The organism is Bacillus cereus group sp. MYBK95-2, assembly GCF_051915225.1.
Classification (GTDB): Bacteria; Bacillota; Bacilli; order Bacillales; family Bacillaceae_G; genus Bacillus_A; species Bacillus_A cereus.
Genome location: NZ_JBQAEH010000003.1, coordinates 385,678 through 402,635 on the forward strand (window position 1 = coordinate 385,678; position 16,958 = coordinate 402,635).

Here is a 16,958-nt window from a genome sequence, read left to right on the forward strand (position 1 = left end):
TTGGTTTAACTAAACTACTGATTTTTCGAATGCTACAATCTTAAGAGCGTCAACTTCTTTATTTTGGGGTGTTTTAGAAGAAAATGAATCAAAATAATCGTTTTTATAAACAAATACAAGAGATGAGATCCATTTGCAATTTCTCATAAACATTACAAGTTTAGATTATCTTTTAATACCGACATTAAAAGGCTCCAACTATATTTATTCGCTTCATTTTAATTTAGTATTTTTCTACAAGTTATAAATCTAATTGCCAAGCTTATACGCAATATCATAATCATGAATAGTTAGGGAAAAGATAAAATAAGGTAATCAATTACATATCTTTATTTCATGCTTTTTTGAAAGGGTGTTTTTAATGGAAAAAAAAGTATCTGCCATTCCTCAGCCGAAAACATATGGACCGCTGGGTAATCTCCCATTAATCGATAAAGATAAACCGACCCTATCCTTTATCAAGATAGCGGAAGAGTATGGTCCCATTTTTCAAATTCAAACTTTAAGTGATACCATCATTGTCGTTTCTGGACATGAATTGGTAGCAGAAGTTTGTGACGAAACACGGTTCGATAAAAGTATAGAGGGTGCTTTAGCAAAAGTTCGTGCCTTTGCTGGGGACGGATTATTTACTAGCGAGACTCACGAGCCTAACTGGAAAAAAGCTCATAATATTTTGATGCCTACATTCAGCCAACGGGCAATGAAAGATTACCATGCCATGATGGTCGATATTGCTGTACAACTCGTTCAAAAATGGGCACGGCTTAATCCGAATGAAAACGTAGATGTTCCGGAGGATATGACACGTCTTACGTTAGATACAATTGGTCTATGTGGTTTTAATTACCGATTCAATAGCTTTTATCGTGAGACCCCTCATCCTTTTATTACTAGCATGACCCGTGCTCTAGATGAGGCGATGCACCAATTGCAGCGGCTGGATATAGAAGACAAACTTATGTGGAGAACGAAACGTCAATTTCAGCATGATATTCAATCTATGTTTTCTTTAGTAGATAATATTATTGCTGAACGTAAAAGTAGTGGAGATCAGGAAGAAAATGATTTACTTTCCCGTATGCTAAATGTGCCAGATCCGGAAACTGGTGAAAAATTAGATGATGAAAACATTCGTTTCCAAATTATTACTTTTTTAATAGCTGGACATGAGACAACAAGTGGATTGTTATCTTTTGCAATTTACTTCTTATTAAAGAATCCGGATAAATTGAAAAAAGCCTATGAAGAAGTAGACCGTGTTTTGACAGATCCTACTCCAACATACCAACAAGTTATGAAACTGAAGTATATACGGATGATTTTAAATGAATCGCTACGTCTATGGCCTACCGCTCCAGCATTCAGTCTCTATGCAAAAGAAGATACAGTGATTGGCGGGAAATACCCAATTAAGAAAGGAGAAGATCGTATTTCTGTTCTTATTCCACAGCTACATAGGGATAAAGATGCATGGGGAGACAATGTGGAAGAATTCCAACCTGAACGATTTGAAGAGCTGGATAAGGTTCCTCATCATGCTTATAAGCCATTTGGAAATGGCCAGAGAGCATGTATCGGTATGCAATTTGCACTTCATGAAGCCACTCTTGTAATGGGAATGCTTCTTCAACATTTTGAATTAATCGATTATCAAAACTATCAGCTGGACGTAAAACAAACATTAACGCTAAAGCCCGGTGATTTTAAGATTAGGATTCTACCCCGAAAACAAACTATTAGTCATCCTACTGTTCTTGCACCTACAGAGGACAAGCTGAAAAACGATGAAATTAAGCAACACGTCCAGAAGACACCTTCTATTATTGGGGCCGATAATCTTTCACTTCTTGTTCTGTATGGCTCGGATACAGGTGTAGCAGAAGGTATTGCAAGAGAATTAGCAGATACAGCTAGTTTAGAAGGAGTTCAAACGGAAGTGGTAGCTCTTAACGATCGAATTGGAAGTTTGCCAAAAGAAGGAGCGGTACTTATTGTGACTTCTTCTTATAATGGAAAACCGCCAAGTAATGCAGGGCAGTTTGTGCAATTGTTGGAGGAACTAAAACCAGATGAGCTAAAAGGGGTTCAATACGCAGTTTTTGGTTGTGGAGATCATAATTGGGCTAGTACCTACCAACGGATTCCAAGATACATTGATGAGCAAATGGCTCAAAAAGGAGCAACAAGATTTTCTAAACGCGGAGAAGCAGATGCAAGTGGTGATTTCGAGGAACAGCTTGAGCAATGGAAACAAAACATGTGGTCTGATGCGATGAAGGCATTTGGATTGGAGCTCAACAAAAATATGGAAAAAGAGCGCAGTACTTTGAGTCTGCAATTTGTCAGTCGTCTTGGAGGATCTCCTCTTGCACGAACATATGAAGCAGTTTATGCATCTATACTAGAAAATCGTGAACTTCAATCATCCAGCAGTGATAGAAGTACACGACATATCGAGGTATCTTTGCCAGAAGGCGCTACATATAAAGAAGGAGACCACCTTGGAGTGTTGCCAGTTAATAGCGAGAAAAATATCAACCGAATTTTAAAACGTTTTGGATTAAATGGGAAGGATCAAGTTATACTGAGTGCAAGTGGACGAAGTATAAATCACATACCTTTAGACAGTCCTGTTAGTTTATTGGACCTTCTTAGTTATAGTGTTGAAGTTCAAGAAGCTGCCACTCGAGCACAAATACGAGAAATGGTAACATTCACAGCATGTCCTCCTCATAAAAAAGAATTGGAAGCATTATTAGAAGAAGGAGTTTACCATGAACAAATATTAAAGAAACGGATTTCAATGTTGGACCTTCTTGAAAAGTATGAGGCTTGTGAAATCCGATTTGAACGCTTTTTAGAACTTCTTCCTGCGCTCAAACCGCGTTACTATTCTATTTCAAGCTCTCCACTCGTTGCACACAATCGTCTGAGCATTACGGTCGGTGTTGTTAATGCGCCTGCATGGAGTGGGGAAGGGACATATGAAGGAGTCGCTTCTAATTACTTAGCTCAGCGTCATAATAAAGATGAGATTATCTGTTTCATTCGAACGCCACAATCAAACTTTGAATTACCTAAAAATCCAGAAACACCAATTATTATGGTTGGGCCAGGTACTGGAATTGCACCATTCCGTGGATTCTTGCAAGCGCGTCGTGTTCAAAAGCAACAAGGTATTAACTTAGGACAAGCGCATCTATATTTTGGTTGTCGTCATCCTGAAAAAGATTATCTCTATCGTACAGAACTAGAAAATGATGAAAGAGATGGATTAATCTCTTTACACACAGCTTTTTCTCGTCTAGAGGGACATCCAAAAACATATGTACAGCATTTGATAAAACAAGATAGAATCAATTTAATTTCGTTATTAGATAATGGAGCTCATCTTTATATATATGTGGTGATGGAAGTAAAATGGCTCCGGATGTAGAAGATACCCTTTGTCAAGCATATCAAGAAATTCATGAAGTCAGTGAACAAGAAGCAAGAAATTGGTTGGATCGTGTGCAAGATGAAGGGCGATATGGAAAAGATGTTTGGGCTGGTATATGAATGTTTCTTAATTAGATACATATTAACTAATGAACTTCTTTCGAATAAATTTCACTTTATTAGTATAGTGTATTTAGATGAATAGTGATTAACCAGATTATTTAGTATCTACTAAATAAAAAACAGGACCTGATATACATCTATTAGGTCCTGTTTCACATAGACATTATACATCGATATTTTCCACACATTATCAATGTTTGTAATGTAGTTAGCCTTTTGAGTCAGCTATAAAATCAGATATTATTTTTTCGATATCGAAAGGAGTAATCCCTTTATTCAAAGAGAAAATAGTTTCTGCTTCTTCGATGTCTTGAACGAGTTCACCTCTAGCTTCAATATGTAATCGGAACAAGTCATATAAATTCGGTTTAACTAAATTAGTTAAAGCCTTTCCAACTAGTATCATACCTTTTTGATTAGCTTCGATGGTATTATCATAAGTTAGATCTCTTGTAAGAGACAAATCTGTCCAAATCAATTTTCGTTCCTTTAAGTCTAAAATAACTGGAATAGAGATTTGGGTGTCGGCAGTAATATCCACTTTATCTTTTACTGTACCTTGTAACTACATTTTACCTTGCTGTAAAGAAACAAAAAACGTTTTTTTATTCAATAATTCCAATTTCTAGAGCCTTTTGCACAGCTTCTTCTTTGTTGCGGACTCCTAGCTTTGTATAAGCTGTGGAAGCATAATTTCTGACCGTACCATTCGATAAATATAACCTTGATGCTATGGTAGTGTATCGAAGTCCCTTGGCTACTAGTTGCAATATTTCTATCTCCCTAGCTGTTAGCTCATAAGCGGTTGCTTTTGATTGTGGTGTCTCTTTTTGCGCATCAAACTTTTCAAATATTTTGTGAGACATTCCCTGATCAATCAGTGTCCCACCTTTGTGAATAAGTCGGATCGTATTAGCTAGCTCCAATGTTTCAATAGATTTGAGTAAAAAACCATCCGCACCGTTGCGAAGCGATTCCAACGCCTGTTCGGTATCCTGAAAAGTGGTAAAAATCAATATGCGGATATGTGGCCATTGTTGCTTAATCTTTTTGGTTGCTTCGACTCCATCCATGTGTTGCATATCTAAATCCATAAGTATAACATGAGGTTGAAGGCGCCCACACAAATCGATGGCTTCATTGCCATCCTCGGCCAAACCGACTACATTTAAATCTTCATATCTATCGAGTAGTGTCCTCAAACTTTCCCGAACAAATGGCTGGTCGTCTACAATTAACAAACGAATAAGTCCATCTTTTATTTCAGTTTGTCGCGGTATGGTACATGTAACAAGCATTCCTTCATCTGGCTTTGTATATACAGACAATTGACCTTGCAAATTCATTGCTCGTTCTTTCATTGCATTCAGACCGAAGCCTTCCTGCCATTCTACATTTCCTTTTCCATTATCTTGAACTTCTAATCTCGTATATTGTTGTTCAAACTGCAATGAAACTATAATTTCAGTTCCCTGACCATGACGTACTGCATTCGTAAGGGACTCTTGTAAGCAACGAATGAACGCTATCTTCGCTTGCCGAGACAATTCATATTCCTCTCCGTATGCCCGAAAACTTACATTAACCTGAGCGTGCTCCTGAAATTCGGCTCCAAGATTTTGGAGAGATTGAATTAAGGAAGGCGATTGACAAGGAGACTCCATTTGATGTAGGTAACCTCTCACGTCCTCGATGCTTTTACGTCCCATTTCAAGCAGAGAATCTAGCCTCTGTATACCCATTTCAGTAGCAAGTTCGGTGCGCAACGTTTCCATCCCCATAATAATAGAAGTATAAGCGTGACCAACTGTATCATGAAGCTCACTCGACAGTCTGTTTCGTTCTTCCGCCAGTGTAATGCGTTCAATCTGAGACATATATTGCTCAAGTACTGCGTTTTGTTTACGAATTGATTCATTTTGTTTATGATTGACGATTAATAAATGAAAAGCGAAGCCCATTACATATGCGAATCCATAATAGGTGACCATAATCCAATAGCTATTACTTGGCGAGACCGCATAGAAAATTCCAGTTGTTATAAAAACCGTTATTGGAGCTGTCCAATAATAGGACAAATGCTTACTATTCGCAGCAATTAGAAACACTGATATAAGAAATGTGTTGTAAGCCCCTGGAAATAATGAGGTTAAATATATACATAGTCCACCATACAGCAGTATTTCTGTGAACAAATAATATTTATAATTGAATAGTAAGGCTACCCATGGAACAGAGAAGGCAATAATTTCCCAAAGAATAATAATCCAAAGTGGTAATGTTAAACCATCCTGAAAATTTAATGTAGCTAGAATGATAGACACACTAGCAAGTAGGCGTACCCCTAACATAATCCAATCATACCAAAACCAATACTTAACCATATCTAACAAGTCCTTTACCCCCTAAATAGCCTACCATTTTACTTCCTATATTATAATTTAATCCTTCCTGCCTTATTATACTTTTTAATTTAAAACTACGATACTACTCACAAACTGCAAACTTCTATTGATTTAGTTGCCGAATCATACTACGTGTATAGCCCCCAATTTTCTTTGTCAAACCATCGACTATTCTAATACTTATAGCGGTAAATACTATACCCATAAACATTACAAAGAGTGACTTGGTAAAAGTATCTATTTGTATAAATATAATATTCATATCGATGTATCGATACAGTAGTGGTGTCAACAGGAACATAAGTGGCATTACGTAAAAAATGATTGCACTAATGAGACTGAAAATGCCAATCGTAAATTTCTGCATTAGCCAATAGACAGCACACCAAGTGCGACGATCTGTTAGCACTAATTTCACCTGAGACCAGTTCGATGTATCCATTATTATACTTCTATCGTAAGAGTCTGTTGAAATATCTGTATAAATTTTCGTCTGTATGCGCTCGAATTGGATAAAGGGTGTGGTAGTCTGTAGTACGCGTATAACTAGTGGAATCCCAACAACAGTAAATGAAAGGGTTAAACTAAATAGCAGAGCTATTAGGTAAAAACAAAAATAAAACAATCCTGTACCGAAAGTTAGCAATAAAAAATAACCATTCTGGATGAATCTTGATTTCATAAAGTTCATCGCTCCTATCTATGTAATAACCGAATCATACTGCTTTTTTTGTCATTCTCACTAGTGTAAAAGTGTCATATGACAGTTCTAAATGATGTTAAAAAGGGGAGAGCAGCTTACTTCTGGTTAAAAAAGATGCTTTTATCCCGCTATTTACTGGGCAGTAAGACTCCCACCTCAAAATTCAGCGTTAGGTGGGGGGCGGGCTGCCGGTAAACGCACGATTGGTGAAGGCTAATAATCAGTGGGGGATGAACAAAAACCTGCTGATTAAAGTTTCACTTTATTAATCCTCACAAAACAATCCCGTTCTTACATCTGCAAGAACGGGATTGTTTTGTACTTTTATTTAATATGAGATGGACTTGTTTTTCGAATATGAAAAATAATATCAAATTGCTCAAACAATGAAGTATCAAAATACACCGAACTGTTCGGGAGGATTTGTCCCCCTATACTTAGTAATGGTCTTTTTGCTTTAACCCATTTTTCTGCTTGTCCTTTAAGGTGACGGTTATCCAATAAAAACATTTTATATGGCACTTTTCCGAGAGTATAATTGAAACTTTTTACATCTTGTGGAATAGTGTCGGTTGTAATCTTACCTCCAGTGGAAGGATCATATTCGCTGTATAAGGTAAAATTCCCCTCCGTAGTTGTACTACCAATTGTGACATAATTATTGTCTAAACGTTCCTTCAAAAACTGCCCCGCAACATAAGGGTATAATTTCTCATCGATAATTCCTTTAGCTATATGAATATTGTGTGCCCATACCATCGTTTTACCACCAAATGTCTCTTGTGCCCACATTGCATGATCGGCCAAGTATTGTTCATGTAGTTTTATTATACTTGGATAGTCGTTAGGAAGTAGCATTGTGGTAAATTTCTCTATTGCACTTGCCGTTGCTTTCGCCCAGATGTACTCGGATGGAATTATTTCTGTGTTGGCTTGCTCATTCTCATCTTTTAGTAATCGGGCTACTCTCTCAGCGTTTGCTTTAAACTTCTCTTTTCTTTCAGGAGCAAGTTTCATATATTCCTGTATACTTCCAGTAAAAGAAGACAATTCTTTATAATTTTCTTCTACTTCTGCCAGCAAATCTGGTCGATGGAGCCTTACATAATCAATTACTTTATTAAAGCTACCTTGGTCCAATGCCTTTAAGTCGAGCCCAATAAATTGGATCTTTTTTTTATTGGATGGATCAGCATTATAATCTTTCATCCACTCAATCATGGCTATAATTTCATCAGTAGGATATAACAATTTTAAAAATTCCCTAGGGTTTCCTTTTCCTGTTTGGATATATTCATTTAGTTTTAAGCCGTTTCCCCAATCTTCTTCCATTGCAAAATTCGTAAAACCCATTTCAGTAACCAAATATTTCACAAGGCGAAACTTCATAGTAAAAATTTCAGAGCTTCCATGAGTATTCTCTCCTAATCCTACATATTGCGCGTTCCCAATCATTTTCTTAAGTGGTTTTAAATCTTCAAATGGTTTTGACGGCTCTATCGTTTTTAATGGGTTAGCCTGTGATTGTATTGATTTAACTATATTTTTTTGGACTGATTGACCTGAATTTTCGACTGCTACAGTTTGAGCGTTTCCTACTTCCGCGCATCCTGTGACTAATAAAGCTGTACTAACCATTGCAATCATTCTTTTCTTATTCATTTTTGCCCACCTCAATTGAATTATTTTTATAAACAAGATTGATTCATGTACTTGCACGAATCAATTGCCTTAATTCAATTGTTATTTATTCCATATCATATTTTCTAGTTACATATTGTCATAAGATTAATTGACACAAGTCATAGGTTAATCATTACACTTTTGTACTATCGGCTATGACAGTTTATAAATAATAATTAAATTGTTGAATCGCAAGTAAGACTAGATTATGAATTTGGGAGGGATTTTAAAGATGAATGATCTGTATGTCAAAATATTTTTATTCTAAGTTGTAGCTGTTGAAATGACAGGAAGTAAATTTGATAAACAAATGAATAAAGGGGAAGGGCGGATTACAATGTTATTACACGCAAAATCGTTCCACAATAAAGATAAAATCCATCGTGCTAAAATAGGACTTCAACTTTTTCTAAGTATCTTAACTATTACTTCTATTATCCTAAATGTACTAGTAATGATTACTAAAAGTATGCCGCTTATTGTGGTATATATGTTTACCCCGGCATTTTCTTCTATTTTGACTCGTATAATATTGAAAGAAGGGTTTAAAGATGTATCTTTTAGTCTCGGTAACTTAAAGATATGGAAGGGGATTGGTTTTGCTCTGCTAATACCTATGATTATTTGTGGAATTACTTATTCTATCGCCTGGTTGAGCGGAATTGCGAAGTTTCAGCCCCCGCAAGGTGGTATGCTAGAACCTATTTACAATATACTTGGATTTCAGTATCTACCCATACCATTAAGTTTCATTTTTATAGTAGTATTGAGCGGAGTATTAGGTAGCTTGCTTAACTTAATTCCAGTTATGGGAGAAGAAATGGGTTGGCGAGGTTATATGCTTACAAGACTAATCGATGCAGAGTTTTCACGCCCAATCCTTATTAGCGGATTGATTTGGGCAACGTGGCATGTTCCAATTGTTATTGCTGGTCTATATGTAGAAGGAACATCTGCCCTACTTTCAGTACTTGGCATCTATTTTTGTATTGTGCCATTCAGTTATATTACAGCTTATTTACGACTTATCACAGGTAGCGTTTGGCCTTCGGTTATCATTCATACTACTTGGAATGCCATTATTCAAGGACCTTTCGCACGTGCAAGTACAGGAGATCAAACTGAGATTTGGATTGGAGAATCTGGTTTGATAACCGCTATTATTATCTTGGCTACTGCAATAATTATGTCTCGAATCGTAAATTTTACTAAATAGCATACGGATTTGTTTTAAATTCAATTAGTGTAATATGACGAGGCTGAAATAAGATGCTCCTAAAAATATTAGAAAAAATCTAGTTGAACGGACTCTTACTTAATCTTAGGCTGCTGGACATGCTGTGATATCCCATCGTCATCAAGCTAAGAAAATAAACTTGGTTGCCATAAAAAAACATAATGTTTTCATTTAAAGTCTTGGAGATGAAATTTCATCATCTTCATCACGTTTGACCTTCAGGAAATAAAAAGTTAAACGATTATACAAATACTCTAACTGAAAAACGATAGTCCTTTTATCAAAAATGTAGAAGGACTATCGTTTATTTTTTGACAAAATTAGGGATTGATGTTCATAAAAATGGATAATATAATTCGTATTTTACGTAAAGAGAAAAATTTCCCCCTAGAATATTAAGCTAAATCTCTTGGTATGACGGTTAATTTAAGTTTCACTTTATGACTTGTAAAGGGCTGTTCAATGCATCGTACTATTAAAAAATCTAAATTAAATCATTAAATTGCGATAAAATGTGGTCGGAAATAATGAAATTTTAGGAAAAATAAGGTACACTAGTCTATGATTTTAGTTGAAAATCGTTTGACGTTAATGCATACGGGGGAAAGATTGATGAACAACAATACAACAAATGAATCAGTTGAAGAAATTGATCAAAAACGAGTAAGATCAAACAAACGTTATACAAATTGGAAGTTTATCGCAGCGGGTATTGGTGTAATTGCACTTCTTATTGGGGGAATGAGTTATTATCAGGCAACTCACTTCAATTCGAATGTTACAATTAATGACACAAAAGTTGGTGGTCTGAGCGCTGATCAGGCAATACAGAAATTAAAGACATCTGGACTAGCAAACAAAGTCTATGTTGATCAACAACAAATTTTAGATGAAAAAGATACAAAAACGGAACTTACGGAAAAAGATTTGCCTCAAGTTAAGAAACTATTAAAAAGTCAGTGGACATTTTTCCCTTCCTCAAAGGGAGAAAATTATTCATTGCTACCAGAGAAGGCAGATCAGTATCGTAGTGAAACGATGAAAAAACTTGTAGAAGAAAAGCTCATCTCTATGAATGAGAAATTAAAAGCGCCTCAAGATGCTATGGCGAAGCTAGAACAAGGAAAAATTGTTATTTCGAAAAGTGTTGAAGGAAAACAGTATGACGTTACTAGTCTACTGAAAGATTACGATAAGCAAAAATATAAAAGCGAAATTCATCTGAAGTCTGCATACATAAAACCTATTAAAGAAGACGATCCGATTGTCAAAAAAGAGGAGAAAGCACTACAGAATCTTCTTGGGCAGTCTGTTGAGTATAAAGTGCAGAATGAAGTTTATCCTTTAAAAGCAAAAGATTTAATTCAAAATGCTTCTATGTCAAAGGATATGAAAGTTACAATTGACGCGAGCGACATTAAGAATAAAATTACTGAAATTAATAATGCCAAATCAACATTAAATAAAGATTTCTCATTTAAAACGCATTCTGGTTCAGTCATATCAGTAAAAGGGCAAGGCTACGGCTGGGCACTAGATGTTGAAAAAGAAACTAAACAAGTTCAACAAGCCTTTGAGAAAGGCGAAAAGTCGCTTTCTGCTTCTAACATTCACGGAAATGGTTGGGAGAAGGAAGGTATCGGTTATAAAACAACAGCGAATAATGGCATCGGAGACACGTATGCGGAAGTTTCAATTGCAGAGCAACAAATTTGGATTTACAAAGATGGAAAATTAGTTGTTACAACAAATGTAGTAACTGGTAAACATAGTACTGGTGAAGATACATCACCAGGTGTGTGGTACGTCCTATATAAACGAACACCATATACGCTAAGAGGTAACGCAGTAGGAAAAGCTGATTATGCGGTTAAAGTAGATTACTGGGTTCCATTCACAAATAGTGGTCAAGGATTCCACGATGCCGGCTGGCGAAAAGACTGGGGAAATAATGCTTATTTAACAGGAGGATCAGGTGGATGTGTGAACCTTCTTCCTAATGTTGCAAAAACTGTATATGATAGTTTGAACACGTATGATCCAGTTATCGTGTACTAGAAAATAGCTACGTATCAAGAAATAAACAAAGCAGGAAATCTTATCTGATGGTATATGAAAAAACACCTCTTGCATTCGCATACTAAGTGTGCAAATGCAATGGAGGTGTTTTTGTTTGAATACAAGAGTGTATTGCTTATAAGAAACAAAGTAGAAAGAGATTAAGAATAAGTATTCAAATAATCAATAAAATTGACAATGAATATCATTTTCACTTAATATAGAATCGTCGCATTTAATTAGACATGAATTTTTTGTTAATATAATAGATTTCTATTAAGTTGTCATATTTACGAACTATCATTAAATATTTTAAGAATTTAAACGTAGGAAAGGGTAATATAAAATGAACTGGAAAAAAGGCGGATTATGGGTTATTATTTTTTTCGTTGTAAAAGGCACGATTTCTACACTTTTAATCGTTACAGGTGCTAAATATTTTGATTTATCATTTATGCAACTTATCTTATTAATTCTGACCTTATTAGTGATTTCTCTAATAAGTCGTAAATTGCTCTATAGACATAAACAAAACAAAAAGCAAAAAGAGCTAAATATATAATGAAGCCCCAGAGACCATTGGATTTCTGGGGTTTTATTTTGATAGTGTTTTCGCATGTATATTAATTTAACAGAATAGGTTGTCCAAAATGATAAAATCGATGATGTTTAAAATGCGTCAGTTATTTTTACATAAGGATTGTAGAGAGCCTTTGAATCAATCTTTATTCTGAAGCGACAGATACGTATAAATTATGCTCTTTTTTCAATTGGTAGTTTAAATGTAAAAGTACTGCCTTCTCCTAATTTACTTTCAACCGTAATTTCTCCTCCATGTAGTTCGACAATCCATTTTACCATCGACAATCCTAAACCTGTGTTTCCGATGTTTGAAGATGTTCGTGCTGCGTCAACTCGATAGAAGCGGTCCCATATTTTAGTAATATGTTGCTCGCTGATGCCGATGCCATTATCGGAGACTTTACCTATTATGTTGGTTTCATCACGGAATAGTTGCATATTCACAGTTCCACTCGCTTTGCTATAAGCAATCGCATTCGTTAGTAAATTCATTAATAAACGCATCATCAATGTTTGATCGGCTTTAATAAATAGGTCTTCCTCTATATTAGTTGTTATTTCAATCGAATTTTCTTGAACCATTAATGAAAGTTCTTCTACAACGATTTCCGTTAATTCACTCATATTGATACATTCAAATTGGAAAGTATTATGATTTCCTTGGTCAGCTCTTGCTAATAATAAGAGTTGTGAGATTAGAGCGGACATTTTACGTGATTGCTTTAAAATTACTTCTAACGATTCTTCCATTTCTTTCGGGTTATTCCTCTGCGATAAAGCGTATTCGCATTGTGAAATAATAACAGATGTTGGCGTTCTTAATTCATGAGATGCGTCAGATGTAAATTGTTTTTCACTTTCAAATGATGTCTCCAATCGCTCAAACATTTTGTCAAAGGTTTGTGCTAAATGATACATTTCGTCTTTCGGTGAACCTTGTAAATTAATTCTCTTCGAAAGGTCTTTACCATCACCAATTTTACTGGCGGAATCACTCATTTGTTGCACAGGTCGAAACGCCCTTTGCGTGATAAAATATCCTCCGAATGCCGCAATAAGAATAAGTAATGGGAATGAAATGATTGTTACCACGATAAGCGTATTCATCGTTGAGGATAATTGGTTCATAGTCATTATTCCACGAACCCAGACTTGCTCATCGCCGCCTGCATTATGGAGAAAATCATATACTATCCATTCTTTATTGCCGTCTTTAATGGTTTGTATTTCATCGGATTTAAGGGATATCTTTTTATTAAAGCTTGTTGGACTATGTCCTACCAACAGCTCACCTTGTTTACTATAAATGCTTATATTTACTCCATCTTCTAAGGTTTCAAAATCATCGTCAATCTTTAACTGCCCATGCTTATATTCGATATCTTCCATGCTTTCTTTTACTGTGCTCTTCAATTGATCTTTCATATTAAAAAGTAAAACTTTATCTGAAGAAGTTAAAATAAAAGCTAACACGAGTGCCATAATAATTACAATTAGCCCCGTATACCACAGGGTCACTCTCATTTTTATTGATAGTCTTTTCATGGTTCTACTCGCAATACGTAACCAGTTCCGCGCACTGTATGAATTAACTTCGTTTCAAACTGGCTATCAATTTTTTTACGAAGATAGCGGACGTAAACATCAATAATATTCGAGCCGCCTTCATAGTCGTAATTCCACACATGTTGCTCAATTTTATCTCGTGTCAGCACAACTTCTTTATTACGAATCATATATTCTAAAATAGCAAATTCTTTACTGGAAAGAGTGATAACTTGGTCTCCTCGTGTTACTTTATGCATATTGCAATCTACCACTAGATCAGCGATTTCAAACACATTCGATGTATTTCCTGTTTTTCTTCGCATTAACACTCGAATTCTTGCTAACAGTTCGTCAAAAGCAAACGGCTTTACTAAATAATCATCCGCACCTAAGTCGAGTCCTGTTACACGATCATCAATTGTATCTTTAGCTGTAAGAAGCAAGACAGGAGTTGTATTATTGTCCGCGCGTAATCTTTGTAATACTTGTAAACCATCTATTCCTGGAATCATAATGTCAAGTACAATCAAATCGTAGGTAGCCATGTTTATATAATCCAGGGCATCTTCTCCATTCCCACATGCATCGACACTATAATGTTCTGCATTTAATCGTTTTACCAATATATTTTGTAAGTCTTGTTCATCTTCGACAATAAGAACTCGCATTAACATTCTCCTTTTCTTCTTATTAATATGTATCACTATAATTCCGAAACATTAAAGAAAGATTAGAAACTAGTTAATTATATCATTTTATCCCGTATTAACGGGTAGTAAGACTCCTCCCTCAAAATTCGGCGAATGCGAGGGGGGAGTCGGGCTACTTGTAAAAGCCTTCACTTTATTTTTTTGTACATTAATCTTCCTTTAATGTTTGTTGAGTAATATAAAGGCAAGGATAAGGTGCACATGTAAAGGGAGGAAAACAGAATGGGAAAATGGATGCTGATTGGAGCAATGTCTTGTGTATTGTTAACAGCTTGTTCTACTCAAGCTGATAACAATACACAAGTACAACAACTGAAAGTGGAAAATGATAAATTACAAAAAGAAGTTGCTCAATTACAACAAGAACCAAGCAAAATAGGGCCTGCTACGAATGATACGAAGCAAACACAAGATTTCAAAAACGAAGTCACATCTATTGTAGAAAAGGCAAATAACACGAAACCAGTTGGAGCAAAAGAAGAAAACCTAAATACGTACTTAGCAGTAAAAAAAGAAATTGACCAACTGGATGACAAGATAGATCTATCTGATAATCAGCTAGAAGCAGATTATCACGCTGGAACGATAACTGTTGAACAATATCAAACGCAAGAAAGAGAACACGATATACTGGAAGATCAATTAGAACAAGCAGAAAATGCACTTGAAGCAAGATTTGGAATAGAGGATTAATCATTAAGGAGTGGATGGAAATGTTAAAACATAAAAAGAAAATAATGATAAGTGTAATTGCTATTTTAGTAAGTGGTATTGCTATTATTAGTGGATATTATGGCATGGGTTACAATTATGCAAAAAAGAATGAAAACTACACAGAGAAACAAGTTCGTGAAATTTCTTTAGCTCATACAAATGGAGAAATTATTAATGTGAAAAAAGAATTCGAATTAGAAGATGACAACTTAGCACAATCAAAATTTGAATATGAAGTGGAAATCAAGACACCTGATAATCTGTTAAATATTTTAAAAGTTAGTGCAAGGACAGGTACAATAGAAATTGATAATGAAGATTAAATAAATATCGCGTATTTGAAAAAACTCCGAACAAAATTTGTTTGGAGTTTTTTCATGTTTATACTTTACTATTTTAAAATGTGGAAAATCTTCATACTTCTACAATCTATATAAATGGCTCAAGCTTCACATCTTATGAATTCCTTGAAGCGCTAAACTTAAGCAAAATAATGAACTATCCTATAGAAGAAAGTTGAGGGAGCTAATCGCATATGTTTTATTGAAAGGATGTGATTGAATTATGGAACGGCCAAATTGGGGAATTGGAGGATTAGTATTCGTTGGCTGTATGTTTCTTGGTGGAGGAGTGGGATCTATGTTAGGTAATGCCCAAACTGGATGGCTAATAGGAATGGGCATTGGATTTCTTGGGATGGCTTTAACGAGACTGTTCAGAAAATAATGTAACTGAGATTCTTCTTCTGGTAAATAAGGAAATATGTAAGTAATTCATGGCATAAGAGTTCTATAAATTATAGTTCGAATTTTCTCTTTTGTATTTGTCTTTTCTAAATTTCTCCATACATAGATAAGATTCTCAAGTCGGAGGATAGCACCTTAGGGTGTCTTTTTTATGCTTTTTAAAAATGTCTTATCATATAATAGCTGAGTTTTGCTTTCAGTCTCCGATGCCCATTAAACATAAAATGAAAATTCTGCACCATTTAAACTCTGATAACAATTCATACGATCAAGAATAATTGAGCTAATAGCTCTCGATAGATTGTCATCATTTTTTTTATAATACATTAGATTCATTACCGTTTCAGACCTATGTATTCATTCATAACCTAACAGTAAAAGGGGGGATGATTAAAGGTATGGCGTTTAATGATGAATTAATTTGTCAACAGTTTGCAAGAATTATCGGCGGGCAAGAAGGATTCGCCGGTGGGAAATGCGTGGCAACAATAAACAGGGATGAAATACGAGCAACAATCTTGGGAAAACGTTTTAGAGTAACAACTTCCTTTTCATTCGAATCACGAGACAATAAAACTGGACGAGCATTATGCCTAGGCCGAGTAGCACTCTTACAAAAAGAAGTCACTGAATTTGTGGCGACAATTATTAAACAAGGAATAATTGTTTCGTCTATACACAATGAGTGGTTATGTGATGATCCAAATTTGATTTACGTTAATATCGAAGACGTTGATGATCCACTAAATTTTGCAAGAAAAGTGAGAAGAGCATTGTGCAATTAACTAAGTTTTTTAGTTAAATGAGTGATTACGTTAAATAGAAGATTTCAGCGTGTTGAATGTTATATTTGTAAAATAGATTTAAGTGGATGGTTTTATAAAACGAAAGAAGGTGTTTCATATTTGGAATGCCTTTTCTTTATGTTTTCGTTGCTAATGTGGGTGGTTAACGGATTATATGCTGTTTATCTTGCAACAGCAAGAACTGGACGAGGTATCTTTAAAG

At 35.2% G+C, this 16,958-nt stretch carries 12 protein-coding genes and 2 pseudogenes; 8 read left to right on the forward strand and 6 right to left on the reverse strand.

What is annotated here, in order from left to right; translation table 11 throughout:
* The first annotated feature begins 361 nt into the window (after positions 1–361).
* Positions 362–3,561 (forward strand): annotated as a pseudogene (gene cypD, locus ACTFN4_RS13400) (bifunctional P-450/NADPH--P450 reductase).
* Between the two features lie 211 nt (positions 3,562–3,772).
* Here cypD and ACTFN4_RS13405 read toward each other — a convergent pair.
* The 4 genes and pseudogenes from ACTFN4_RS13405 to ACTFN4_RS13420 form a co-directional block, all read right to left on the reverse strand.
* Positions 3,773–4,120: pseudogene (locus tag ACTFN4_RS13405) on the reverse strand (TerD family protein); the annotation flags it as partial.
* 49 nt (positions 4,121–4,169) lie between these two features.
* On the reverse strand, positions 4,170–5,957 hold the full coding sequence (locus ACTFN4_RS13410) for a response regulator (RefSeq protein ID WP_439962414.1): 1,788 nt from the start codon (positions 5,955–5,957) through the stop codon (positions 4,170–4,172).
* Positions 5,958–6,072: 115 nt separating this feature from the next.
* Positions 6,073–6,651 (reverse strand): sensor domain-containing protein, encoded by a 579-nt coding sequence (locus ACTFN4_RS13415; protein WP_439962416.1) that lies wholly within the window; start codon positions 6,649–6,651, stop codon positions 6,073–6,075.
* A gap of 345 nt (positions 6,652–6,996) precedes the next feature.
* Positions 6,997–8,334 (reverse strand): erythromycin esterase family protein, encoded by a 1,338-nt coding sequence (locus ACTFN4_RS13420; RefSeq protein WP_001036229.1) that lies wholly within the window; start codon positions 8,332–8,334, stop codon positions 6,997–6,999.
* A 358-nt stretch (positions 8,335–8,692) separates the two neighbouring features.
* Between ACTFN4_RS13420 and ACTFN4_RS13425 the strand changes: the two genes are divergently transcribed.
* The 3 genes from ACTFN4_RS13425 to ACTFN4_RS13435 all read left to right on the forward strand — a co-directional run bounded on the left by ACTFN4_RS13425 (position 8,693) and on the right by ACTFN4_RS13435 (position 12,212).
* A complete protein-coding gene (locus ACTFN4_RS13425) occupies positions 8,693–9,571 on the forward strand; it encodes a CPBP family intramembrane glutamic endopeptidase (protein ID WP_002183718.1) in 879 nt (292 codons plus the stop codon).
* Positions 9,572–10,204: 633 nt separating this feature from the next.
* Entirely contained in the window at positions 10,205–11,650 is a 1,446-nt protein-coding gene (locus ACTFN4_RS13430; RefSeq protein WP_065212246.1) for a L,D-transpeptidase family protein, read from the forward strand.
* Positions 11,651–11,996: 346 nt separating this feature from the next.
* Positions 11,997–12,212, forward strand: a complete 216-nt coding sequence (locus ACTFN4_RS13435) for a hypothetical protein (RefSeq protein WP_001104104.1) — start codon at positions 11,997–11,999, stop codon at positions 12,210–12,212.
* 191 nt (positions 12,213–12,403) lie between these two features.
* Here ACTFN4_RS13435 and ACTFN4_RS13440 read toward each other — a convergent pair whose 3' ends face one another.
* Together ACTFN4_RS13440 and ACTFN4_RS13445 are read right to left on the reverse strand one after the other, a co-directional pair.
* A complete protein-coding gene (locus tag ACTFN4_RS13440) occupies positions 12,404–13,777 on the reverse strand; it encodes a sensor histidine kinase (RefSeq protein ID WP_060851931.1) in 1,374 nt (457 codons plus the stop codon).
* On the reverse strand, positions 13,774–14,448 hold the full coding sequence (locus tag ACTFN4_RS13445) for a response regulator transcription factor (RefSeq protein WP_001264525.1): 675 nt from the start codon (positions 14,446–14,448) through the stop codon (positions 13,774–13,776). Before ACTFN4_RS13445 ends, ACTFN4_RS13440 begins: the two co-directional genes overlap by 4 nt.
* Before the next feature lie 264 nt (positions 14,449–14,712).
* On the opposite strand from ACTFN4_RS13445, the gene ACTFN4_RS13450 reads away from it, so the two are divergent.
* From ACTFN4_RS13450 to ACTFN4_RS13465, 4 genes are all read left to right on the forward strand, one after another.
* Entirely contained in the window at positions 14,713–15,183 is a 471-nt protein-coding gene (locus ACTFN4_RS13450; RefSeq protein WP_100650541.1) for a hypothetical protein, read from the forward strand.
* Positions 15,184–15,203: 20 nt separating this feature from the next.
* On the forward strand, positions 15,204–15,527 hold the full coding sequence (locus tag ACTFN4_RS13455; RefSeq protein WP_000912138.1) for a PepSY domain-containing protein: 324 nt from the start codon (positions 15,204–15,206) through the stop codon (positions 15,525–15,527).
* 241 nt (positions 15,528–15,768) lie between these two features.
* Positions 15,769–15,930: a hypothetical protein gene (locus tag ACTFN4_RS13460; RefSeq protein ID WP_000441009.1), complete on the forward strand. Its 162-nt coding sequence runs from the start codon at positions 15,769–15,771 to the stop codon at positions 15,928–15,930.
* A gap of 406 nt (positions 15,931–16,336) precedes the next feature.
* Positions 16,337–16,735: a DUF1259 domain-containing protein gene (locus ACTFN4_RS13465; protein WP_000589729.1), complete on the forward strand. Its 399-nt coding sequence runs from the start codon at positions 16,337–16,339 to the stop codon at positions 16,733–16,735.
* Positions 16,736–16,958 lie beyond the last annotated feature (223 nt).

Coding starts and splice junctions, on each gene's coding strand:
- ACTFN4_RS13415 (WP_439962416.1), bottom strand. CDS start 6,651: ATGAAATCAAGATTCATCCAGAATGGTTATTTTTTATTGCTAACTTTC.
- ACTFN4_RS13420 (WP_001036229.1), bottom strand. CDS start 8,334: ATGAATAAGAAAAGAATGATTGCAATGGTTAGTACAGCTTTATTAGTC.
- ACTFN4_RS13425 (WP_002183718.1), top strand. CDS start 8,693: ATGTTATTACACGCAAAATCGTTCCACAATAAAGATAAAATCCATCGT.
- ACTFN4_RS13430 (WP_065212246.1), top strand. CDS start 10,205: ATGAACAACAATACAACAAATGAATCAGTTGAAGAAATTGATCAAAAA.
- ACTFN4_RS13435 (WP_001104104.1), top strand. CDS start 11,997: ATGAACTGGAAAAAAGGCGGATTATGGGTTATTATTTTTTTCGTTGTA.
- ACTFN4_RS13440 (WP_060851931.1), bottom strand. CDS start 13,777: ATGAAAAGACTATCAATAAAAATGAGAGTGACCCTGTGGTATACGGGG.
- ACTFN4_RS13445 (WP_001264525.1), bottom strand. CDS start 14,448: ATGCGAGTTCTTATTGTCGAAGATGAACAAGACTTACAAAATATATTG.
- ACTFN4_RS13450 (WP_100650541.1), top strand. CDS start 14,713: ATGGGAAAATGGATGCTGATTGGAGCAATGTCTTGTGTATTGTTAACA.
- ACTFN4_RS13455 (WP_000912138.1), top strand. CDS start 15,204: ATGTTAAAACATAAAAAGAAAATAATGATAAGTGTAATTGCTATTTTA.
- ACTFN4_RS13460 (WP_000441009.1), top strand. CDS start 15,769: ATGGAACGGCCAAATTGGGGAATTGGAGGATTAGTATTCGTTGGCTGT.
- ACTFN4_RS13465 (WP_000589729.1), top strand. CDS start 16,337: ATGATTAAAGGTATGGCGTTTAATGATGAATTAATTTGTCAACAGTTT.